This is a genomic window from Arthrobacter sp. CAN_A6 (genome assembly GCF_015751715.1).
Classification (GTDB): Bacteria; Actinomycetota; Actinomycetes; order Actinomycetales; family Micrococcaceae; genus Arthrobacter_D.
This window is the reverse complement of sequence record NZ_JADOUV010000001.1, coordinates 139,859-158,305: the sequence shown is the minus strand read 5'-3', so window position 1 is coordinate 158,305 and position 18,447 is coordinate 139,859. Positions and strand designations below refer to the sequence as shown.

The 18,447-nt window shown below is 64.3% G+C and carries 14 protein-coding genes and 1 tRNA gene; 3 read left to right on the top strand and 12 right to left on the bottom strand.

Annotated features, from left to right (window positions below):
• Window positions 1–9: 9 nt before the first annotated feature.
• Window positions 10–255, bottom strand: a complete 246-nt coding sequence (locus tag IWX75_RS00795) for a cell division protein CrgA (RefSeq protein WP_196820357.1) — start codon at window positions 253–255, stop codon at window positions 10–12.
• Between the two features lie 275 nt (window positions 256–530).
• On the opposite strand from IWX75_RS00795, the gene IWX75_RS00790 reads away from it, so the two are divergent.
• Window positions 531–1,175, top strand: a complete 645-nt coding sequence (locus tag IWX75_RS00790) for an anthranilate synthase component II (protein ID WP_196820356.1) — start codon at window positions 531–533, stop codon at window positions 1,173–1,175.
• A gap of 5 nt (window positions 1,176–1,180) precedes the next feature.
• Here IWX75_RS00790 and pknB read toward each other — a convergent pair whose 3' ends face one another.
• From pknB to IWX75_RS00755, 7 genes are read right to left on the bottom strand one after another with little or no spacing between them, the layout of a single operon-like run.
• Window positions 1,181–3,106, bottom strand: a complete 1,926-nt coding sequence (pknB, locus tag IWX75_RS00785) for a Stk1 family PASTA domain-containing Ser/Thr kinase (protein ID WP_196820355.1) — start codon at window positions 3,104–3,106, stop codon at window positions 1,181–1,183.
• A gap of 22 nt (window positions 3,107–3,128) precedes the next feature.
• On the bottom strand, window positions 3,129–4,976 hold the full coding sequence (locus IWX75_RS00780) for a protein kinase domain-containing protein (RefSeq protein WP_196820354.1): 1,848 nt from the start codon (window positions 4,974–4,976) through the stop codon (window positions 3,129–3,131).
• Window positions 4,973–6,415, bottom strand: a complete 1,443-nt coding sequence (locus tag IWX75_RS00775; protein ID WP_196820353.1) for a peptidoglycan D,D-transpeptidase FtsI family protein — start codon at window positions 6,413–6,415, stop codon at window positions 4,973–4,975. Before IWX75_RS00775 ends, IWX75_RS00780 begins: the two co-directional genes overlap by 4 nt.
• Window positions 6,412–7,830 (bottom strand): FtsW/RodA/SpoVE family cell cycle protein, encoded by a 1,419-nt coding sequence (locus IWX75_RS00770; protein ID WP_196820352.1) that lies wholly within the window; start codon window positions 7,828–7,830, stop codon window positions 6,412–6,414. Before IWX75_RS00770 ends, IWX75_RS00775 begins: the two co-directional genes overlap by 4 nt.
• Window positions 7,827–9,398 carry a PP2C family protein-serine/threonine phosphatase gene (locus tag IWX75_RS00765; RefSeq protein ID WP_334684007.1) on the bottom strand — a complete coding sequence of 524 codons (1,572 nt, stop codon included), beginning with the start codon at window positions 9,396–9,398 and terminating at the stop codon, window positions 7,827–7,829. The genes IWX75_RS00770 and IWX75_RS00765 overlap by 4 nt, the downstream gene beginning before the upstream one ends.
• 2 nt (window positions 9,399–9,400) lie before the next feature.
• Window positions 9,401–9,889 (bottom strand): FHA domain-containing protein FhaB/FipA, encoded by a 489-nt coding sequence (locus IWX75_RS00760; protein WP_196820351.1) that lies wholly within the window; start codon window positions 9,887–9,889, stop codon window positions 9,401–9,403.
• Window positions 9,886–10,620 carry an FhaA domain-containing protein gene (locus IWX75_RS00755; protein ID WP_196820350.1) on the bottom strand — a complete coding sequence of 245 codons (735 nt, stop codon included), beginning with the start codon at window positions 10,618–10,620 and terminating at the stop codon, window positions 9,886–9,888. The genes IWX75_RS00760 and IWX75_RS00755 overlap by 4 nt, the downstream gene beginning before the upstream one ends.
• Window positions 10,621–10,940: 320 nt before the next feature.
• On the opposite strand from IWX75_RS00755, the gene IWX75_RS00750 reads away from it, so the two are divergent.
• Window positions 10,941–11,023, top strand: a tRNA-Leu gene (locus IWX75_RS00750).
• Between the two features lie 89 nt (window positions 11,024–11,112).
• Here IWX75_RS00750 and IWX75_RS00745 read toward each other — a convergent pair.
• The 4 genes from IWX75_RS00745 to IWX75_RS00730 form a co-directional block, all read right to left on the bottom strand.
• Complete coding sequence (locus IWX75_RS00745) at window positions 11,113–14,538, bottom strand: error-prone DNA polymerase (RefSeq protein ID WP_196820822.1); 3,426 nt, start codon at window positions 14,536–14,538, stop codon at window positions 11,113–11,115.
• A gap of 16 nt (window positions 14,539–14,554) precedes the next feature.
• Entirely contained in the window at window positions 14,555–16,150 is a 1,596-nt protein-coding gene (locus IWX75_RS00740) for a DNA polymerase Y family protein (RefSeq protein ID WP_196820349.1), read from the bottom strand.
• The gene (locus tag IWX75_RS00735) at window positions 16,147–16,866 is read right to left on the bottom strand and encodes a hypothetical protein (protein WP_196820348.1); all 720 of its coding nucleotides are present in this window, start codon (window positions 16,864–16,866) and stop codon (window positions 16,147–16,149) included. Before IWX75_RS00735 ends, IWX75_RS00740 begins: the two co-directional genes overlap by 4 nt.
• Window positions 16,867–17,182: 316 nt before the next feature.
• Window positions 17,183–17,578: a DUF5997 family protein gene (locus tag IWX75_RS00730; RefSeq protein ID WP_196820347.1), complete on the bottom strand. Its 396-nt coding sequence runs from the start codon at window positions 17,576–17,578 to the stop codon at window positions 17,183–17,185.
• 56 nt (window positions 17,579–17,634) lie between these two features.
• Here IWX75_RS00730 and IWX75_RS00725 point away from each other — a divergent pair, with 56 nt between their 5' ends.
• Entirely contained in the window at window positions 17,635–18,390 is a 756-nt protein-coding gene (locus tag IWX75_RS00725; protein ID WP_196820346.1) for a LysR family transcriptional regulator substrate-binding protein, read from the top strand.
• Window positions 18,391–18,447 lie beyond the last annotated feature (57 nt).

The window sequence follows — 18,447 nt, the reverse complement described above, 5'->3', positions numbered from 1 at the left end:
GGCAGATCTTCAGCGCCAGCGCGTGGTCATCAAGAACCCGACAATTGCTATCCCGAACCCGGCCATGATGTTCAGGGAACCCCACGGCTGCACCGGAAGAGTTCCTTCGGAGATGTAATAGGTGATGATCCACAGCAGGCCGATGATCATGAGGCCGAACATTACGGGTTTGTACCAGACCGGATTGGGCTTGGGCTCGGCCGAAACCGCTGCTCGTGCGGAAGCCGGCTTCTTGCGGCGCTTTGATTCTGGCACAGATCCTCCTTGATGGGCCGGCTGGGAACCAACCGGGCTACGTTTGATGCGGCAATGCCGCCCGACACTGAAGCCCCGCTGGTCAGCAGGGATCCTGCGCCTTCGGGCCGGCATGGTTTCCTGTCGATTCTAGCCAATGCACCCAAACCCGGGGCGGTGGACCGCTGCCGGGTCCGAGCGGATCAGGCGGCGGCGGCTGGAAGCGTATCATTGCAGGTGCGGTATTCGAGCCATGGCCGGAGCCGCTCACCGATTCCACGATTGGCACTTTTCCAATGACTGATACCACCAGAATCCTCGTAGTCGATAACTACGACAGCTTCGTCTACACCCTCGTGGGCTACCTGCAGGAACTCGGAGCGGAAACCACTGTCGTCCGGAACGACGACGTTACGCTCGCCGAAGCTGCCGAGCTCGCCGAAACCCGGGATGGCGTCCTGATCTCACCGGGCCCCGGGGCGCCCTCCGACGCCGGAATCTGCGTGGACCTGATTCGATGGTGCGGCGCCAGCAACAAGCCGATGCTCGGTGTCTGCCTGGGACACCAGGCACTGGCCGAAGCGTATGGCGGCTCGGTAACGCACGCGCCCGAGCTCATGCACGGGAAGACTTCGCTGGTGGAACACGATGCCACCAGCATCTTCGCCGGACTACCGTCGCCCGTCACGGCGACCCGGTACCACTCGCTTGCCGCAGTCAGCGATGACGTCCCGGCGCAGCTCAATGTCACAGCGCGCACCGCGAGCGGGATCATCATGGGCCTGGAACATCGGACGGCCCCGCTGTGCGGCGTGCAGTTCCATCCTGAATCGGTCCTGACCGAGGGCGGCTACCAGATGCTCGGCAACTGGCTGGAATCGCTCGGTCTCGAGGGGGCGGCAGCGAAGGCATCAACCCTCAGCCCCCTGATCGCGCGCTAGCGCGTTCAGTCACCTTCCGGGAGGGACGACGGCGACGGTGAAGTGGTCGATGCTGGAGGTGACGTCTCCGCCGTTGATTCCGGAGAAGGAGTCGTGGAAGGACTCGCCGTAGGGGTCGTGGTGGGCCTCGGCGGGGGTACAGGTTCCGAAGCAGGGGCAGCTACCTGAATGACGATTTCGGTTCCCTGAGGAACCTCGCTTCGGGCGGCGGCGCTCTGGTTCGTCACGATGCCCGGCTCAACCACGCTGTTTTCGACGATATCCACACGGTACGGCAGCATCACGTCCGGGTCGTTCAAGAGGGCTGTCGCAGCCGCCTGCGGGAGGTCGACCAGCAACGGGACGCTCACCCGGCCGTTGGACAGGACCAGATCCACTGCGCCGCCGGCCGGCACCGACTGGCCTGCCTCCGGGGAGGATGAAAGCACCCGGCCGGCTGCGACCGTCGCGCTGGTGGCTTCGGTCACCCGGCCTGCCCGCAGGCCGGCATCCTCGAGGGCTGTCCGGGCCGAGGACTCGGTCAGTCCCCGGATCGATGCAGGAATCTCGACGTCGGCGGGTCCCAAGGAGAGGACCATCGTGACCCGGCTGTCGGGATCGACGCGTCGGCCGGCGTCCGGATCGGAGGAGACGACAAGGCCCTGCTCGACGTCGGAGTTGTGCCGCTCGGTGAAAATGGGAACCAGCCCCGCCCTCGAAAGTTCATCGGTCGCCTGTGCCTCGGTCAGGCGTTCGACCACCGGAACTTCGACGAGCGGAGCGGCCTCGGGGGCAGGATTCAGGCTGTTGAGGAAGAAGAAGCCGGTGGCGAGGACGAGGATTACCGCAGCGATGAAAACAGTTACCCAGGCCGCCCGTGCGGATTTCCGCCGACGGCGTTCGCCGTCGTCCTCCCGTGGTGCGATTCGCTGTTCCTGTTCGGCGGCGTGACCACCGAGGGAGGTTCCTGCCGTGGGAACTGCGGTCATGGAACGGGTATGAGTATCGGTGTTCCGGGAAATGCCCGCCGGAGCGGCCCGCACCGCCGGCTGGAGGATGGTCATCGCCTGGGTGCGCTCGCCGGCATGGGGTGCCAGTAGGACGCCGCGGCCGGCTGCTTCGAGAGCAGTACGAAAGGAGGCCGCATCCTGGAAGCGTTCCTGGCGATCCTTCGCAAGGGCCCTCGTCAGTACCGAGTCCAGCGCTGGAGTAACAGCGGGGTTCACTGAGCTTGCGGCTTTGGGTTCCTCGCGCACGTGCTGGTAGGCGACCGAGACGGGACTGTCCCCCATGAAGGGGGGCCTGCCGGTCAGTAGTTCATACAGCAGGCATCCTGCGGAATAGAGGTCGCTGCGGGCGTCGACCGTCTCACCGCGCGCCTGTTCGGGGGACAGGTATTGTGCAGTGCCGATCACCGCCTGGGTCTGGGTCATGGTGGCAGCTGAATCGGCGATTGCCCGCGCGATTCCGAAATCCATGACCTTGACGTGCCCATCGGGTGTGATCATCACATTGGCGGGCTTGATGTCGCGGTGGACAATTCCCGCGCGGTGGCTGTACTCAAGTGCCGACAACACACCGGACAGGTGTTCGAGCGCGTCCTCCTGAGAAAGGTTTCCGGCTCGAACGATGTCGCGAAGGGTGCGCCCGGCGACGAATTCCATCACGATGAATGGAACCTTCACCTCGTGTTCCGGCCGGTCCGGTACTTCTTCCTCACCGGTGTCGTACACGGCGACGATGGTGGGGCAGTTGAGGCCCGCGACAGCCTGTGCTTCGCGCCGGAAGCGTGACTGGAAGAGCGGATCGCGGGCAAGATCCTTCCGCAGGATCTTGATCGCCACTGCCCGTCCGAGCCGGAGATCACGGCCGAGATGGACGTCAGCCATTCCACCCCTGCCGATGAGCTCGCGGACCTCGTAGCGTCCGTTGAGAATCCGCTCGGCGCTCATATGGCATCACCGTTGCTACCGGTCATGATCCCTGGGATGAGGCGGACGACGTTGGAGTGGCGGTGGGGACGAGCGCGGGCGCGGGTGCGGAACCGGCGGTGGGTGATGCCGAGGTCGGCTCGGGCTCCGAAGTGGGCTCGGGCTCCTGGGTGGGCTCGGGAGCGGTGGTTGCCGGGGGGCCGGAAGACAGCGTGTACGCAACCTGTGAACCCGCTGGAACGATGGCGCCCGCCTGGGGATCCAGGCCGATCACCGTTCCTGCCGGAGCTGATGAGACCCGCGTTCCCCCGTTCACCGGTTCCAGCCCGGCTTCGGTGAGGCGCTGCCGCACTGTCGCTTCGTTCTGGTTGATGAGGCCGCCGGGAACGGTAATTTGTTCGGGAGTGGCTTGTTCGGGACCGTCCGAATAGGTCACCGTGATGGTGTCGCCCGGGCTGAGTGTTCCCACGGGGTCGAGGTTCAGGACGACACCCACGTCCTCGCTCGAGCTGACCGGCACACGGGATACCGCAAGACCGAGGGCACCCAGTTCAGCGGCCACCTCATCGACCTGCCGTCCCTGGTACTGCGCCGCGGAAATGATGATCTGCTCCACTTCGGGAGTGGTCTCTTCCGCGGAAGGCGGCGAGGAAGAAGCCGGGGGGGAGCTCGACGGCGGCGTGGGGGAGCTCGGCGATGAATTCGAACTTGTTGTCGCAGCCGGAGCCGGGTCGGTGCCGTCCCCGGCGAGCAATGGACCGATGACCAGGGCGGCAATGGCCAACAGTGCCAGCATGAGCAGCACGATGAGTGGAATCAACCAGGGGCTCCGGTGGCGCTCGGCCTCCTGGGGAGGATCGCTGCGGTCGATGTCTTCCTCCGACCAGTCGCGTGACGCGGCGATGGCGCCGGCTGCTGCAGCGGGAGCTGCGACGGTCGGCAGTGCGGAAGTCGACGGGGCCGGAACTGCCCGGGTCGCTGCAGTGTCCAGGCGGGGGACAGCTGCGGTGGAGGCACCCGCGGAACCGCCGAAGAGCAGCATGCCGGGCACAGCAGCCTCGGCCGCCGCCGTGTTGCCGGCGCGGATGGCATCCACCGCGCGGGCCAGTGCCTCGGCATTGGCCGGGCGGTCTGCCGGATCCTTGGCCAGCATCGAGGCGATCAGGGCCCGTACCGGCCGTGGTATCGATTCCGGTAGCGGCGGCGGTGCGTCGTTCACCTGTGCCAGGGCAATCGCTATCTGGGATTCTCCGGAGAACGGGCGTCGGCCCGCAAGCAGTTCATAACCGATCACGCCGAGGGCGTAGATATCGCTCGACCCGGTGGCGGGCTGCCCGGTGGCCTGCTCGGGTGCAAGGTACTGGGCCGTACCCATGACCTGACCCGTTGCGGTCAATGGAACCTGATCGGCGAGGCGAGCGATGCCGAAGTCGGTGATCTTCACGCGATTGTTCGGCATCACGAGGATGTTCCCCGGTTTCACATCCCGGTGGACGAGTCCCTGGCGGTGGGCGACGGCCAGGGCGGTGGCCGTTTGCCCGACGATCGAGAGGGTGCGGTCCGGTGAGAGTACCTGCTCTTTCTCGATCACCGCTGACAGTGGCTGTCCTGGAACCAACTCCATCACCAGGTAGGCCGACCCGCCCTCTTCGCCGTAGTCGAACACATTGGCGATACCTTCATGGCTCAGGAGGGCTGTATGGCGCGCCTCGGCCCGAAACCGGTTGAGGAAGGCCGGGTCGCCGGAATATTCCTCTTTGAGGATCTTGATGGCGACCACCCGGCCGAGCACCTGGTCACGGGCTTTCCAGACCTCACCCATTCCGCCGATGGCGATGCGGTCAGTGAGCTGGAACCTGCCGCCGAGGGTGATTCCCGATGTAGGCCTCACTGGTTGAGCACCGCCTCTATGATTCTTTGTGCACTGGGACTTGTCAGTTGGCTTCCGGTGGCGATATCCACGTTTTCCATCACGATGGACACCGCAACCTGCGGGTCGTCGGCAGGAGCAAACCCGGTGAACCATGCGTTGTCGCCGATTTCGGTGAGCTCCGCCGTACCGGTTTTGCCGGCGACCTCAACGCCGGAAACCTGCGCGCCGCGGGCTGTTCCATTCTCCACCACATTGACCATCCACTCCGTCAGCTGGTCGGCGGTGTCGCGGCTGACCGGCTCGCTGAGGACCTCGGGCTGGGGGGAGTCGAGCAGTTCAAGATCCGGAGCGCGGACCGCCTTGATGAGGTTGGGTTTCATCAGCACGCCGTCGTTGGCGATCGCTGCGCTGACCATGGCCATCTGGAGGGGGGTCACCTTGACGTCGTACTGGCCGATGGCTGAATAGGCGAGCAGCGCCTGGTCGAGTTCGTCCGGGAAGGAACTGGCAACCACCCGGGTTGGAATGGAGAACTCCTCACCGAAACCGAAAGCCTGGGCCTGCTCCTGGATGCGCTCCTGACCGAGTTCCCACGCAATCTGCGCGAACGGTGTATTACAGGACTGCTCGAGGGCGAATTCGAGATCCGCCGTATTTCTCGAAGCGCAGTTGCCGTTCACGTAGTTCGGCAGTGTCTCGGACGATCCGGGAAGCTCGAGGGAGGCGGGATTCGGTATCTCGGAGTCCTCGTCGAACAGACCGGATTCGAGGGCTGCTGCGGCGACGATCAGTTTGAAGACCGAACCCGGGGCGATGAGTGATTCCGTGGCCGGATTCGTGTAGATCGAGAGACCCGGAACCTCCGACAATTCAGCTACATTCTGGATGACGACGCTGGTGTCGTGGTTGGCAATGAGGTTGGGGTCGTAGGAGGGCTTCGACGCCATGGCCAGGATGTTGCCGGTTTTCGGCTCCGTCACAACGATCGTGCCCTTCTGGCCGTCCGGAATCAGGTCGAAGGCAAGTTGCTGGAGCTGCGGATCGATCGTCAGCTCGATGGAGGCGCCCGCCACCTGGTCGCCGGAGAACAGACGTACGAGGCGGTCGTAGAAGAGTTCGTTGCTCGTACCGGAAAGCAGTTCCGATTCAGCCTTCTCCAACTGGGTGGACCCGTTGACCAGCGAGTAATAACCGGTGAGATGGGCGTAGAGGTTGGGCTGGTTGTACACCCGCTGATAGTTGAACTGGTCGTCTGACGGCACCGATTCCGCGACGGCCCGGCCATCGACGAGGATCGCGCCGCGCGGCTGCCCGAATTCCTGGTAGAGCTGCCGGTTGTTCCAGTCGTTCGTGCTCAAGGCTTCGGCCTGGAAGAACTGCACGTAGGTCAGTGATCCGAGGATCAGCGTGAACATCCCGATCGCTACCATCCAGGATCGGCGGATTGCCTGGTTCATCGGGCGGCCTCCGTGGGGTGTCCGTGGGTGGGTTTGCCGTTCATGCCGATGGCCTCGGGAAAGGAACTCGTCAGAGGACCAGTTGGCGCCGGACGGCGTGCCGTTTCAGAGATCATCAGGAGAAGAGCCACGATCAGCCAGTTGGCGAGCAGTGAAGAACCACCGGCGGACATGAAAGGGGTGGTGAGGCCGGTCAAGGGGATCAATCGGGTGATGCCTCCGATGACGACGAAACATTGCAGCGCGATGGTGAAGGAGAGCCCGCAGGCGAGTAGCTTCCCGAAGCCGTCCTTCGTGCCCAGGGCCGCGCGGAATCCCCGGGATACGAGTACCACGTAGAGCATGACGATGGCGCTGATGCCGATCAGTCCCAGTTCCTCACCGAGGGCGGCGATGATCATGTCGCTGTTGGCATAGGTGACGAGATCCGGCCGTCCCTGGCCGAAGCCGGTTCCCACGAGCCCGCCGCTGGCGAGCCCGAACAGACCCTGCACCACCTGGCCGCTGCCCCCGGGATTCCGGTTATAGACCTCGGGGTCGAAGGCATTGATCCAGCTGTCGAAGCGCAGAGCCACATGGCTGAACAACTGCAGCGCGACATAACCGCCGACACCGATCAGTGCCAGCCCGATCAGGACCCAGCTCACCCTGCTGGTTGCCACGTAGATCATGGCCATGAAGAGGCCGAAGAAGAGAATGGAGGATCCGAGGTCCCGCTGGAAGATCAGCACGCCGATACTGACGAACCAGGCGGCGATCATGGGTGCGAGGTCCTGGAACCGTGGTAGTTGCAGGGGGCCGATCTTCTTGCCCGCCAGAAGGATGAGATCCCGGTTCGTCGAAAGATATCCGGCGAAGAAGATGGCCAGCGTGATCTTGGCGACTTCACCCGGCTGGAAGGTTCCGATGCCCACCGAGATCCAGATCCTCGCACCATTGATCTCGAGCCCGAGCGGGGTGAGGGGCAGCAGGAGTAGAACGGCACTTACGATGAGGGAGATGTAGGTGAAGCGCCGGAGGATCCGATGGTCCTTGAGGAAGACCAGCAGCACCGCGGCGGCACTGATTGCCACGCCCGTCCACAGCAGTTGCTGGGGAGCGACAGGGCTGAAGGTCGCCTCGTCGATGCGGGTGAGATCCAGCCGGTGGATCATGGCCAGGCCGATGCCGTTGAGGGCCAGAACGATCGGAAGTATTACTGGGTCAGCATATTTGGCCCGGATCCTCAGGATAATGTGGATCAGCAGTCCCATGCCCAGGAAAGTGAAGGCCTGGGTCCAGAAGTAGGAGTTGAACTGCTCTTCCCGGTCCAGCCCGGCGATGTAGTTCGCTCCAACCGCAACGGCCAAAGCAACAAGCAACAGGAGGGCTTCCACATTCCTGCGGGATCTTGGAACAGTCATCACATCGCTCATCGTGAACCTCCATCGCACGTTATCTGTGGCTGCGCCTCGCCGGATGGGCCGTCCCCGGTCGGATCGCTGGTGCTCGGCGCAGGGGTGGTGGATGGTTCAGCGGTAGCAGTCGGGGCCGTCGTCGGAGTGCCGGTCGCGTTGTCCGTTGCAGTCGGGGCCGAAGTAGAAGTTCCTTCACCGGGGTCGCACGGAACTGCCCTGAGCTCGCCGCGAAGGTCCTTCACAATCCGCTCGGCTTGCTGCAGGTCACTGGCGGGCAAGGTGTTCATCAGACGGGACCTCTGGTACTCGGGCAGGTTCGAAACCGGAATATCCGTCACCTCGTGGACTTCGCTGAGGCGGAAAGGGCCCACGCTCTGCGGGACGCCACTGAAGATGGCGACCTTGTTCTCCGATTCGGCAACGTAGTAGCGGGTCTGCGTCCAGGTGTACCCGAAACCGACGACGGCAATCAGGATCAATGCCATCAAGCCGAGGAACGCCGGCATCAGCCAGCGGCGTCTCGCCGGAGCGAGCTCCGGGTCGACCGCAGCCTCCCCTCCGGCTGAAGTCTCGCCGCCATGAGTCAGCATCATGGCGGCCCGGCGTTCGCTGGAGCGCTGTGTCACGATCGGAATCTGACCGGTCTCAGTCGCAAGGGCGGCCGAACCGACGAGGACATGCGGACGGGTCAGCAGGTCCTCACGGATGATGTCAGCGCGTATGGCAGCGCCGGGGAGCTCACCGTCGTTGATGGCCGGCGAGTCTTCGCCGCCTTCGGAATCGGGCGCGGGACTCTGCTCGCGCTCTCCGGCTGCTTCCCGGGCAGGAGGAATGACGGGGGGAGGCAACATCTCGTCGTCGTCGGCCTCCGTCACTTCCACGATCGCCACGGTGACGTTGTCGGGGGAGCCACCCGTGAGAGTCAGCTCCACAAGCGCATTGACGCATTGCCGCAGGTCCGCCGTCTCCCGAAAGACCTGCTCCACGACGTGTTCGCTGAGCACTGCATTCAACCCGTCCGAGCACAGCAGCCATCGTTCGCCCGGGGCGACATCGAAGGATTCGAGGTCGAGTTCCGGACTTGCATCGACGTCCCCGAGCACACGCATGAGGACGTTCTTGTGCGGATGGACCTCAGCCTCCTCGGGCCTGAGCCGGCCTTCGTCAATGAGCCGCTGCACGAAGGTGTGGTCCTTGGTGATCTGCTGAAAGACCCCGTCCTTGAGGCGGTAGGCACGTGAATCACCGATGTGCGCGAGTTCGAGCCGGTTTCCGTCGAGGAGCAGTGCGGTGACAGTGGTGCCCATGCCGGCGAGCTGGGTATTGGTGCTGACGAGCTCCGACAACAGGGAGTTGGCCGTCTGGATCTCATCCGCAAGGTGGGTACCGGCGTCCCCCGCATGATCGCCCCGGTCGAGGTGCACCAGGTCGAGGACGGTGGAGGCCGAGGCGACGTTGCCTCCCGCATGGCCACCCATGCCATCCGCCACGACCGCCAGATAGCGCCCGGCATAGGCCGAGTCATCATTCTTCGAGCGGACCATGCCGACATCCGAGCGCGCCGCAAACCGTAGAACAAGGGCCATTGCTATGGCCTCAATTCAATGACCGTCTTACCGATCCGGATGGGTACGCCGGGCTCGACGGGCAGGGCCCGGGTGAGCTGGGACCCTGCGAGGAAGGTGCCGTTGGTCGAGCCCAGGTCCTCGACGAACCAGCGGCTCCCCTGGGGGAACAGCCGGGCGTGCCTGCCTGATGCGTAATCGTCCTCGAGGACGAGCGTTGCTTCCTGGGCGCGCCCCAGGAGGATGGGGCTGGAGGTCAGCTCGAGGGTGGTGCCGGCGAGTGGACCCTCGGTCACCACGAGCTGGTGCGCCTGGATCCGTGGGGGAGGCAATTCCTGGGCCAGTTCCGGATTCTTGCGCGCCTCGCGGGCCGTGGGTGTGCCGGTCTTGTTGCGCTGTCCGACGACGAGGTCGCGCCGGAGCGCGCTCACCGTGCTGAGGACGAGGATCCATAACAGCACCAGGAAGCCGTAGCGCAGCAGCGTGACGGTCAGTTCGCCTGCCTCACTCATGCCTGTGCACCACCGGCCGGGAGGGGAACGAGCCGGAAGGTCAGGCGTGTGCGACCCATGGTGATGACCGATCCGTCGGTCAGTTCCGCCTGGCCCTGGACTCGCTGCCCGTTGACGTAACTGCCGTTCGTGGAACCGAGGTCGACGGCGAACACCCCGCCGTTCGAGGTGCGGATTTCGAGATGGCGTCGGGAGACACCGGTGTCATCCACGAGGATATCCGCATCGGAGGATCGGCCGAGAATGATCGACCCCGCATTGATCGAGTAGCGCTGCCCGTCCAGTTCGAGCACGGGCTGGTAGCGGGTGGGCTGCCGTCTGGGCGCCGAGGGTGCGTTGGCGGCCGGCGCCCGGCGCCCGCCCTTCTCCATGGTGGAGTCGAGCTCGAGCACACCTGTCTTGAGGTCGGGATCGTGCGCGAAGGAAACTTGAACCGGACCCTGGAGGGTGTACTGCTGGCTGGTGGCATGGCGGATCACGACGTCGCACAACTCCTCGGCGAGAGCTGAGCCCCATTGCTGGGCGTTCGCGAAATCTGCATCGGACAAGCGTGCGGTGAAGACATTCGGGGCGAGGGTACGGCCCTGGGCAAGAACCATTGACCGATCATCCAGTTCCTTGCGGAGCGCACTGGCAATTTCCACCGGTTGCACCTCGGACCGGGAACCGGTGGAGAAGACGCCTCGGACCATTTTCTCCAAACCGCGTTCAACATTGTCGAGTATGCCCATTTTCGCCTCCTGACCTTCCTCGGATGTTCGTGGGTGCTGCGGAACCTGGCTTGATTGCTTCCCGGTGGTCCTGCCTGAGGCAGCGTCCAGCCGGGCACGTTCACCCCGATACTACTTGGGTGCTCTGGGAATGACATTAACGGCGACCGCCCGGGCATTACTTTGCGCTAACGATTGGGCGCCGACGCCGGGTGCCCGAAGAATGCGGCGCCCAGGCCGGAAGTAGTCCGTTTAGGTGTTTTCTCACCGGCTCCGTTATGCTTGTTTCTGCTGTTCACAAGCCGATCGGAGCCATCCGAAAAGTTTGGAATCTCGAAATTGCGCGAGTGGCGGAACGGCAGACGCGCTGGCTTCAGGTGCCAGTATCCGAAAGGGTGTGGGGGTTCAAATCCCCCCTCGCGCACGGAAATTCGAGACAAAAGGCCCCCAGTTTCGGGGGGCCTTTTGTCGTTGGAGGGGCTGTCCCTCTTTCCTGGTCCGGAAGGCGGCGCTTCACCGGAAGTCCCGTGACTTCGTCGTGGCCTTGAGTTGCAGCACCTCGAACCGGTCCGCTACAAGGTTCACCACTCCCTCGGGGGACCGTTCAAGGATGCCCCGAACGATCACGCTGCTGGCTTCCCGTGCCACGCGGCGGTACCGCTGCCACACTCCTACTGAGCAGATCACATTCACCAGTCCGGTTTCGTCCTCCAGGTTCAGGAATGTAATGCCGCTGGCAGTGGCAGGGCGCTGGCGGTGTGTCACCACCCCGCCGGTTTCCACGCGCCGGCCGGATTCCGCCACCTGCAGCTCCGCCGCACTGAGCGCACCCCGGCGCTTCAGCCGGGTCCGCGCATGGCGTACCGGGTGATCATCAGGAGTGATACCCATGGACCATAGATCTGAACCCACCTTGTCAAGGTCCGAGAGTTCGGGCATCAGCGGGGGCTGGATATAGACGGCGGTGCCCTTGATCTGACCTTCCCGCTCGGTGGAGGCAGGGCCCGCATCCCACAGTGCGGCGCGCCTCGACAAGCCCATGGAATCGAAGGCTCCGGCGGCAGCAAGCGCTTCAAGCTGCGCGGAAGTGAGCCCGGTACGCCGCGCGAGGTCCCTCATGTCCTCGAAGGGGCCGTTTCGGGTTCGCTCACCCACAATCCTTTCCGCCACCTTCGTACCAAGGGACTGCACGCTGTCCAACCCCAGCCGCACCGCATAGTTGCCGTCACGGCGGTGGGCGGTGGAATCAAAGGGAACGCTTCGGTCGAACGGACCGACGGGCGGCTGATGCTCCTGCACGCAGCAGTCCGTTCCTGTGGTCCGGGATCGGAGATCTTCACCGGGGACGAAGCCGTCAAGAGGTTCGAGGTCAGCGGAGACGCCGGAGTGCAGGATGTCGGGCCGCAGCACCTGTGCTCCATGCCGCCGTGCATCGGCAACGAGTGTCTGCGGTGAATAGAATCCCATGGGCTGTGCCCGTAACAACGAGGCGAGGAAGGCTCCAGGATAGTGGAGCCTCAACCAGGCACTCACATAGACCAGCAGGGCGAAACTGATGGAGTGGCTTTCGGCGAAGCCGAAGTTCGCGAACGCATGGATCTTGTTGTAGATCGCGTCTGCCACGTCTCCGGTGATGCCGTTCGACTCCATGCCCTCATAGAGCTTGGTCCGTAGCGAATCGATCCGTTCCTCCCCCCGTTTTGATCCCATGGCCCGACGCAGCAGGTCGGCATCGGCTCCCGTGCAGCCTCCCACCACCATGGCCATCTGCATCAGTTGTTCCTGGAACAGGGGGACACCCAGCGTGCGTTCGAGCACCGGTTTGAGGTCCGGGTGGATATAGAGCACTTCTTCCTCGCCCATTTTGCGCTTGATATAAGGGTGGACGGCACCACCCTGGATGGGACCCGGACGTACGAGGGCCACTTCGATCACGAGGTCGTAGAACCGGCGTGGCTGCAGACGGGGAAGCATCCCCATCTGGGCACGGCTTTCCACCTGGAACACCCCCACCGAATCGGCGAAGCACAGCATGTCGTAGACACCCTGCTCCTCCTTGGGAATACTGTGCAGCGCCCACTGCTCACCGAAGTGCTTTGCCACAAGATCGAAGTTGTACTGGATGGCGGCAAGAATGCCGAGGCCGAGGAGATCGAACTTCACCAGGCCCATCCAGGCGCAGTCATCCTTGTCCCATTGAAGGACGGTCCGCCCCTCCATCCGCCCATGCTCAATGGGGCATACTTCTCCGACGGGGCGGTCCGTCAGCACCATCCCTCCTGAATGGATGCCGAGGTGCCGCGGAAATTTAAGGACTTCCCGGGCAAGTCCGACCACCGAATCCGGAATGTCGTGATCAGTACTCGACACCAGTCCTCCCCAGCGTTCCACCTGTTTCGACCAGGCATCCTGCTGCCCGGGGCTGTGGCCCAATGCCTTCGCCATGTCACGGACAGCGAACTTGGGGCGGTACGTGATGACGTTGGCAACCTGCGCCGCATTGAATCTCCCGTACTTCCGGTAGACATACTGGATGACTTCCTCGCGGCGGTCGGAGTCGAAGTCCACGTCGATGTCGGGCTCTTCGTCGCGCAGGCTGGACAGGAACCGCTCGAACGGGAGCTCGTACTTGATCGAATCAACAGCAGTGATCTCCAGGAGATAACAGACGGCGGAATTCGCCGCCGAGCCGCGGCCCTGACACAGGATGCCGTTACGGCGGGCGTAGTGCACCAGGTCATGGACGATCAGGAAGTATCCGGGAAAATTCTTGCTCTCGATGACGTCCAGTTCGCGTTCTATCCGTGTCCGGACATCGGGCCGGCCGCCGTACAGTTTGTCCGCCCCCTCCCAGACGAGCTGCCGGAGGTAGCTCATCTGGGTGTAACCTTCGGGCAACTCGATATTCGGCAGGCCGGGTTTGACGCTGCGCAAGCGGAAAGCGAGGTCGTCCGCAAGGTCGACCGTCCGTTCCACAGCTCCCGGATAGGCTCCGAACCGAACGGCCATCTCGGCACCGCTGCGCAGGTGAGCCGCGCCCGCTGCCGGGAGCCAGCCGTTCATCTGGTCGAGGCTCCGGCGCGCGCGGACGGCAGCCAGGGCTGTTGCGAGCCGATGCTGACCGGGGACGGCATAGTGCACATTGTTTGTCGCGATGACGGGTAGCTTCAGCCGTGCGCCCAGAGCGGCCAGTGCATCATTGTGCGCAGTGTCCAATGGGTTGCCCTGATCGGAGAGCTCAACGGCCACGCAATCCCGGCCGAAAAGGTCCAGGAGGCGGACGATCTCCCGCTCTGCGGCCCGGTCGCCCCCGGAAATCAGGGCCTTCCGAACGGCTCCCTTCCGGCAGCCCGTGAGGATCATCCACTGGCCTGCAGCATGCTCGGCAAGATTTTCCAGGGAGTAGCGGGGTTTCCCCTTTTCCGCTCCCTCGGCCAGCTGTGCTGCGGTGATGGCACCGGCAAGACGATGGTAGCCGGCCGATCCGCGCGCAAGCACCAGTAAATGGGAACCCTCGGGGTCCGGCTCGCCGTTCTGGGGTTTCGACAGTTCGAGGGAAAGTTCCGTGCCGTAGATGGTCGCAAGGTCGGGGTGTTTTTCGGCGGCTTCAGCCAGATGCACCGCACCGTACAGGCCGTCATGATCCGTCAGCGCGAGGCCTCGAAGACCCAACCGGTGCGCTTCCTCCACCAGTTGCTCCGGGCTGGCTGCGCCGTCAAGGAAGCTGAAGTTCGAGTGGACATGGAGTTCCGCGTAGGGCGTTCCCTGCTCCTCCGGAGCCCTAGCGCCTGCAGGAGGGGCCGAATAGGGCTGGCGTTTCCTTGACCAGGCGGGGCTGTCGCCGCCGTCGGCCCCTAGGGGAGGTTCCCCCGGGCGCGTTCTGTCGGACAGGTTCCGCTCGAAGTCGGACCAGGGGACGGGCGGATTGCTCCAGGCCACGGGCATCTTCCTTTCCTTAGTCGTAACTGGCCTCGGAAAACCACTCGTGATTCTCGAGAAGCAGGAGCCAGGCGGAACCCGATGTATCCACCAGCTGAAAACGGTTGAGCATTCGTCCCCGGGGATCCCACCAGCGCTCATTGATGGGCCAGGGGCCGGCCCAGGAATGCACCGGCCACCGCTGGTCACTACGGCCGACCATAAAAAAAGCGGGGTCCGCGCTCATCAGCCCCCTTGGATCAATGTCGACGGGGTTCCCCCTCGCATCAACGACGACGGCGGGAACCGGCACCGCGAAGACCGTGGCCGGAACCGGGCCGGGAAGCCTTCCGGGCCAGGGCTGGGTCTTGTCCTGGGCTGCCGGTGAATCCCCCCAGGGAATATAGACCCTGCGGTCCGCCAGAAGCCGCCCGCCGGCAATCACCGCCGTCAGCACGGCTCCATGGCCCAACATGCTCTGCACGCGTGCCAACCCGTGGTAGATGCTTTCATCAGGACCGGTTCCCCACAGACCGTCGGCGTGGTCACTGAGGTCCTCGACGAGGCCGGGGACAATCTGCACGTGCGTGATGCCGGATGTCAGCCCGTGGTCAGCGGCATTGCTTCCCTGCAGCTGCCAGCGCACACGGTCCACGACGTCGTCGGCGTCGAACCAGCGCGGGTGCTGCCACAAGCGCTCGGAGACCTCGCCGGACTCCGTGTGCAGTGCCACCTGCAGTGTTGTGCACACCAGCCCGGCCTGCCTCAGCCCGTCCACGAAATGTTCGGCAGTTATCCGGAAGGCGAAGGCCAACTGGTCGATGCGCACCAGCGGCGGCTCGAAGTGGGCAGTGGCATCCAGCTGGGGAGGAGGGGTGCGGGCCAGAACGCTGGAATAGTCGAAGCCGCAGGCCTGCCGGTGCGCCAGTGCACCCTCGGCGCCGAACCGGTTACGCACATCAGCAGCGCTCAGGGCGGCGAAATTTCCGAGGGACCTGATACCCAGGCGCTTCAGCAGCACCGCCAGCCGTGGCTGCTCCAGAACATCGAGGGGGAAGGTGCTGAGGAACCACGGGGATCCTCCGGGAGGGATGATGCAGAGCGGTTCGGCCTGCGGATCCTCCAGTGCCTCCGTTGCCTTGGCTGCCTGTTCCGCAGCAAAAAGACCATCGGCAATGCCGATCCGCACATCGGTCAGGCCAATGGCAGCGAGAGTCTGGAACACGATGGAGGCCGCACTTTCCTCACTGCCGTAATAGCGGGCCGGACCCTTGATCTGAATGGCACACAGTCCCGGACGAAGAACCTGCACTCCCGGCATAAGGGTTTCCACTGCCGTGATGACGGGCTCGAAGCTGCGGGTGTCCAGCGACGGATCGTAGGCAAGGACGGTGAGGCCGGAACACCGCGCCTGCGCTTCCCGAAGGCGTAGGCCCCGCCGTACACCGTCCTGTCGGGCCGTGGGTGAACAGGCGAAGACCTCGCCCCTGTCCACCAGGGCAAGAGCTGTATGAACATCGAGCGAGTGCTCGCGGACGGCCGCCGTAATGGGCCAATCCGGGCACCACAGCATCAGGGTGCGGGTAGCGGTGAGGGCGGCTGGGGGCCCGGATGCGGCTGCTCCGGTGCTCATGAGGACTTCCGGCTCGGTTGGAAGGTCGGTTGGAAGGTCGGCTGGAAAAGGGTGGTGCCGTCGTCGGAGGTAGGGGGATGTTCCAGTGCGGTGTCGCCGGAAGCCTGCCAGGGGCCGCGCTGCAGTTCGGTCAGACCCACATACGTATGACGCAGCCGGCCGGCGGGATTGGTGGCGGTGATCTTCATCCTGCGGGCTTGGAGATGACCGGTTCCTGCCCCCAGTCCCTCCCATGCGCTCTCGGCGATGCTCAGCGTTGAATCGCACTGCTGCCAGTTGCCCAGTGTGATCAATGCGGTGCCGCGCTGCCGAAGCCGGGATTTGAGCCGTGCGGTATCCGAGGGGGCAAGGTGCACGGGGGCGCGGGTCAGCACAACGGAGACCACGTCCACCAGTGCTGCCGTCACAGTGAGCCACTGGGCTCCCGGATCAGGAACCAGGATGAGCCGCTCCAGGTTGATCCCAAACTCCTCGGCGGCCTCCACGCTGAATTCGGGCAGGCCCACAACGCTGCACCAGGCACCGGTTGCGGACGGGCCGGCGAGGAGTGCCATGGCCAGGGTGGTGGAGTTCCGGACCGCATAGGACCCACCGGACTGCAGGCCACCTCCGGGGAGGATTTTGGCCAGCGCGGGAACGGTGGGAAGTCTCCGCGAATCCAGCCGGCTGGATTGCATCTGGTTGATGCGCGACTGGAGATCAGGGAGGGAATCCATCCCCGGCTGCAGAGCCGCCAATTTCGAGCCCGGAAGCCCAGGGTTGGGAAGCTCCTTCCGTCCGAGCGCCCCTGCAGCTGATGGTGTCACTCGTCAATATTCGAATACGTGTTCTATTAAGTCAATCGACGCAGTGGGCTTGCGGAATGACCGTCTCTGCGTCCGATGCCTGCCGCGCCGGTCCGTCGGGAAGCCAGACTGAACCGGTTTTGCCGCCATTGCCCGCTATGGCTCAGTAGTTGCCGCGTGTTCCTGTGCGACACGCGGTCGGAAGCGGCGATGGCACGAAATCCGGTGCAGAGGACCGGCAGGAGCATCAGTCCGCGCTCTGCTCCTGGCGCTGGATGTCACGCTCCTTGACCCGTTCTGCTTCGGTGCGGACCGCGGCCTGCGTGGACCGCTCGGCAACGAGCCAGGTGGGGGGCGCCTGCAGGAGCGCGGTGATGTCCTCGGTGGTGAGGGGGTCGGTGATTCCTCCACGGGCCAGTCCGCCGATCGATATTCCGAGTTTCTGTGCCACGACGGGTCGGGGGTGGGGACCTGTCCGCCGCAGTTCGGCAAGCCACTCCGGCGGCGTCTGCTGCAGTTCGTTGAACTCGGCCCGTGTCAGCTCACGGTCCTGGAATTCCTGGGGAGCCGCGGGAAGGTAAATCCCCAGTTTTTTCGCCGCCGTGGCGGGTTTCAGGGTCTGTGGTGTTTTTGCGGGGGTCATCTCCCCAGCTTAACCGGCCCGGCGCAGGCGGATGTTCCGTGCGTTAGTGTGAACCTGTGCCCGTGTTGCCCGTGCTTCAGCCCCGATCCCTGTCCGTGGGATTCGTTGCAGGCGTCACGCCGGGCAAGTGGGTGGCCCGGTGGCGAGAGCGGCACCCCGGGGTGAAGCTTGAACTTTACCCCTACGACGACGACGCCGCCCTCCCGGCGTTGAATGACGCCGGAATCGACGTCCTTTTTGTACGGCTGCCCATTGAGCGCCAAGGACTGCACGTCATTCCCCTGTATGAGGAACAGGCCGTGGTGGTGATGTCCAGGGAGAACGAGCTTTCCCTTTACGAGGAAGTTCCCCTGACCGAGCTCGATGCCGAAAACCGGCTCGGCATCGAGGAATGCGGCGGGCCGAAAGCGGCGGTGGAGGTGGCTGCGTCCGGGGCCGGTGTGGTGGTGCTGCCGATGTCCCTCGCGCGGCTGCACATGCGCAAGGACGCCGTCCACCGTCCCGTACCAGAGTTGCCCGGCACCGTGATCGGCATCGCATGGCGGAAGGGCGACGAGTCGCCCGACGTCGAGGAGTTCATCGGTATTGTGCGGGGCCGGACCGAGCGGAGTTCGCGCCAGCCGTCGGCCCAGGAACCGGCCGAGGCGAAGCGGAGTGCCTCGCAGAAGGCGGCGGCCAAGAAGGCCGGTTCCCAGGGCGCCGGCGGAAAGGGCGCCGGCGGAAAGGGTGCCGGCGGAAAACACTCCGGGGCCAAACCCGTTCAGGGGAAATCGAAGAAGGCATCGCCGCCCAGGCGGGGCCGTCGTCGTTAGCTGAAGACCGCCTCAACCCCGGGATGGGAGGAGTTGAGGCGGCCGCCCTCAGCTAAC

Bases quoted from the DNA above. Each gene is read 5' to 3' on its own strand.
- IWX75_RS00790 (WP_196820356.1), top strand. From the start codon at position 531: ATGACTGATACCACCAGAATCCTCGTAGTCGATAACTACGACAGCTTC.
- pknB (WP_196820355.1), bottom strand. From the start codon at position 3,106: ATGAGCGCCGAGCGGATTCTCAACGGACGCTACGAGGTCCGCGAGCTC.
- IWX75_RS00775 (WP_196820353.1), bottom strand. From the start codon at position 6,415: ATGAACCAGGCAATCCGCCGATCCTGGATGGTAGCGATCGGGATGTTC.
- IWX75_RS00770 (WP_196820352.1), bottom strand. From the start codon at position 7,830: ATGAGCGATGTGATGACTGTTCCAAGATCCCGCAGGAATGTGGAAGCC.
- IWX75_RS00765 (WP_334684007.1), bottom strand. From the start codon at position 9,398: ATGGCCCTTGTTCTACGGTTTGCGGCGCGCTCGGATGTCGGCATGGTC.
- IWX75_RS00760 (WP_196820351.1), bottom strand. From the start codon at position 9,889: ATGAGTGAGGCAGGCGAACTGACCGTCACGCTGCTGCGCTACGGCTTC.
- IWX75_RS00755 (WP_196820350.1), bottom strand. From the start codon at position 10,620: ATGGGCATACTCGACAATGTTGAACGCGGTTTGGAGAAAATGGTCCGA.
- IWX75_RS00740 (WP_196820349.1), bottom strand. From the start codon at position 16,150: ATGAGCACCGGAGCAGCCGCATCCGGGCCCCCAGCCGCCCTCACCGCT.
- IWX75_RS00735 (WP_196820348.1), bottom strand. From the start codon at position 16,866: ATGGATTCCCTCCCTGATCTCCAGTCGCGCATCAACCAGATGCAATCC.
- IWX75_RS00730 (WP_196820347.1), bottom strand. From the start codon at position 17,578: ATGACCCCCGCAAAAACACCACAGACCCTGAAACCCGCCACGGCGGCG.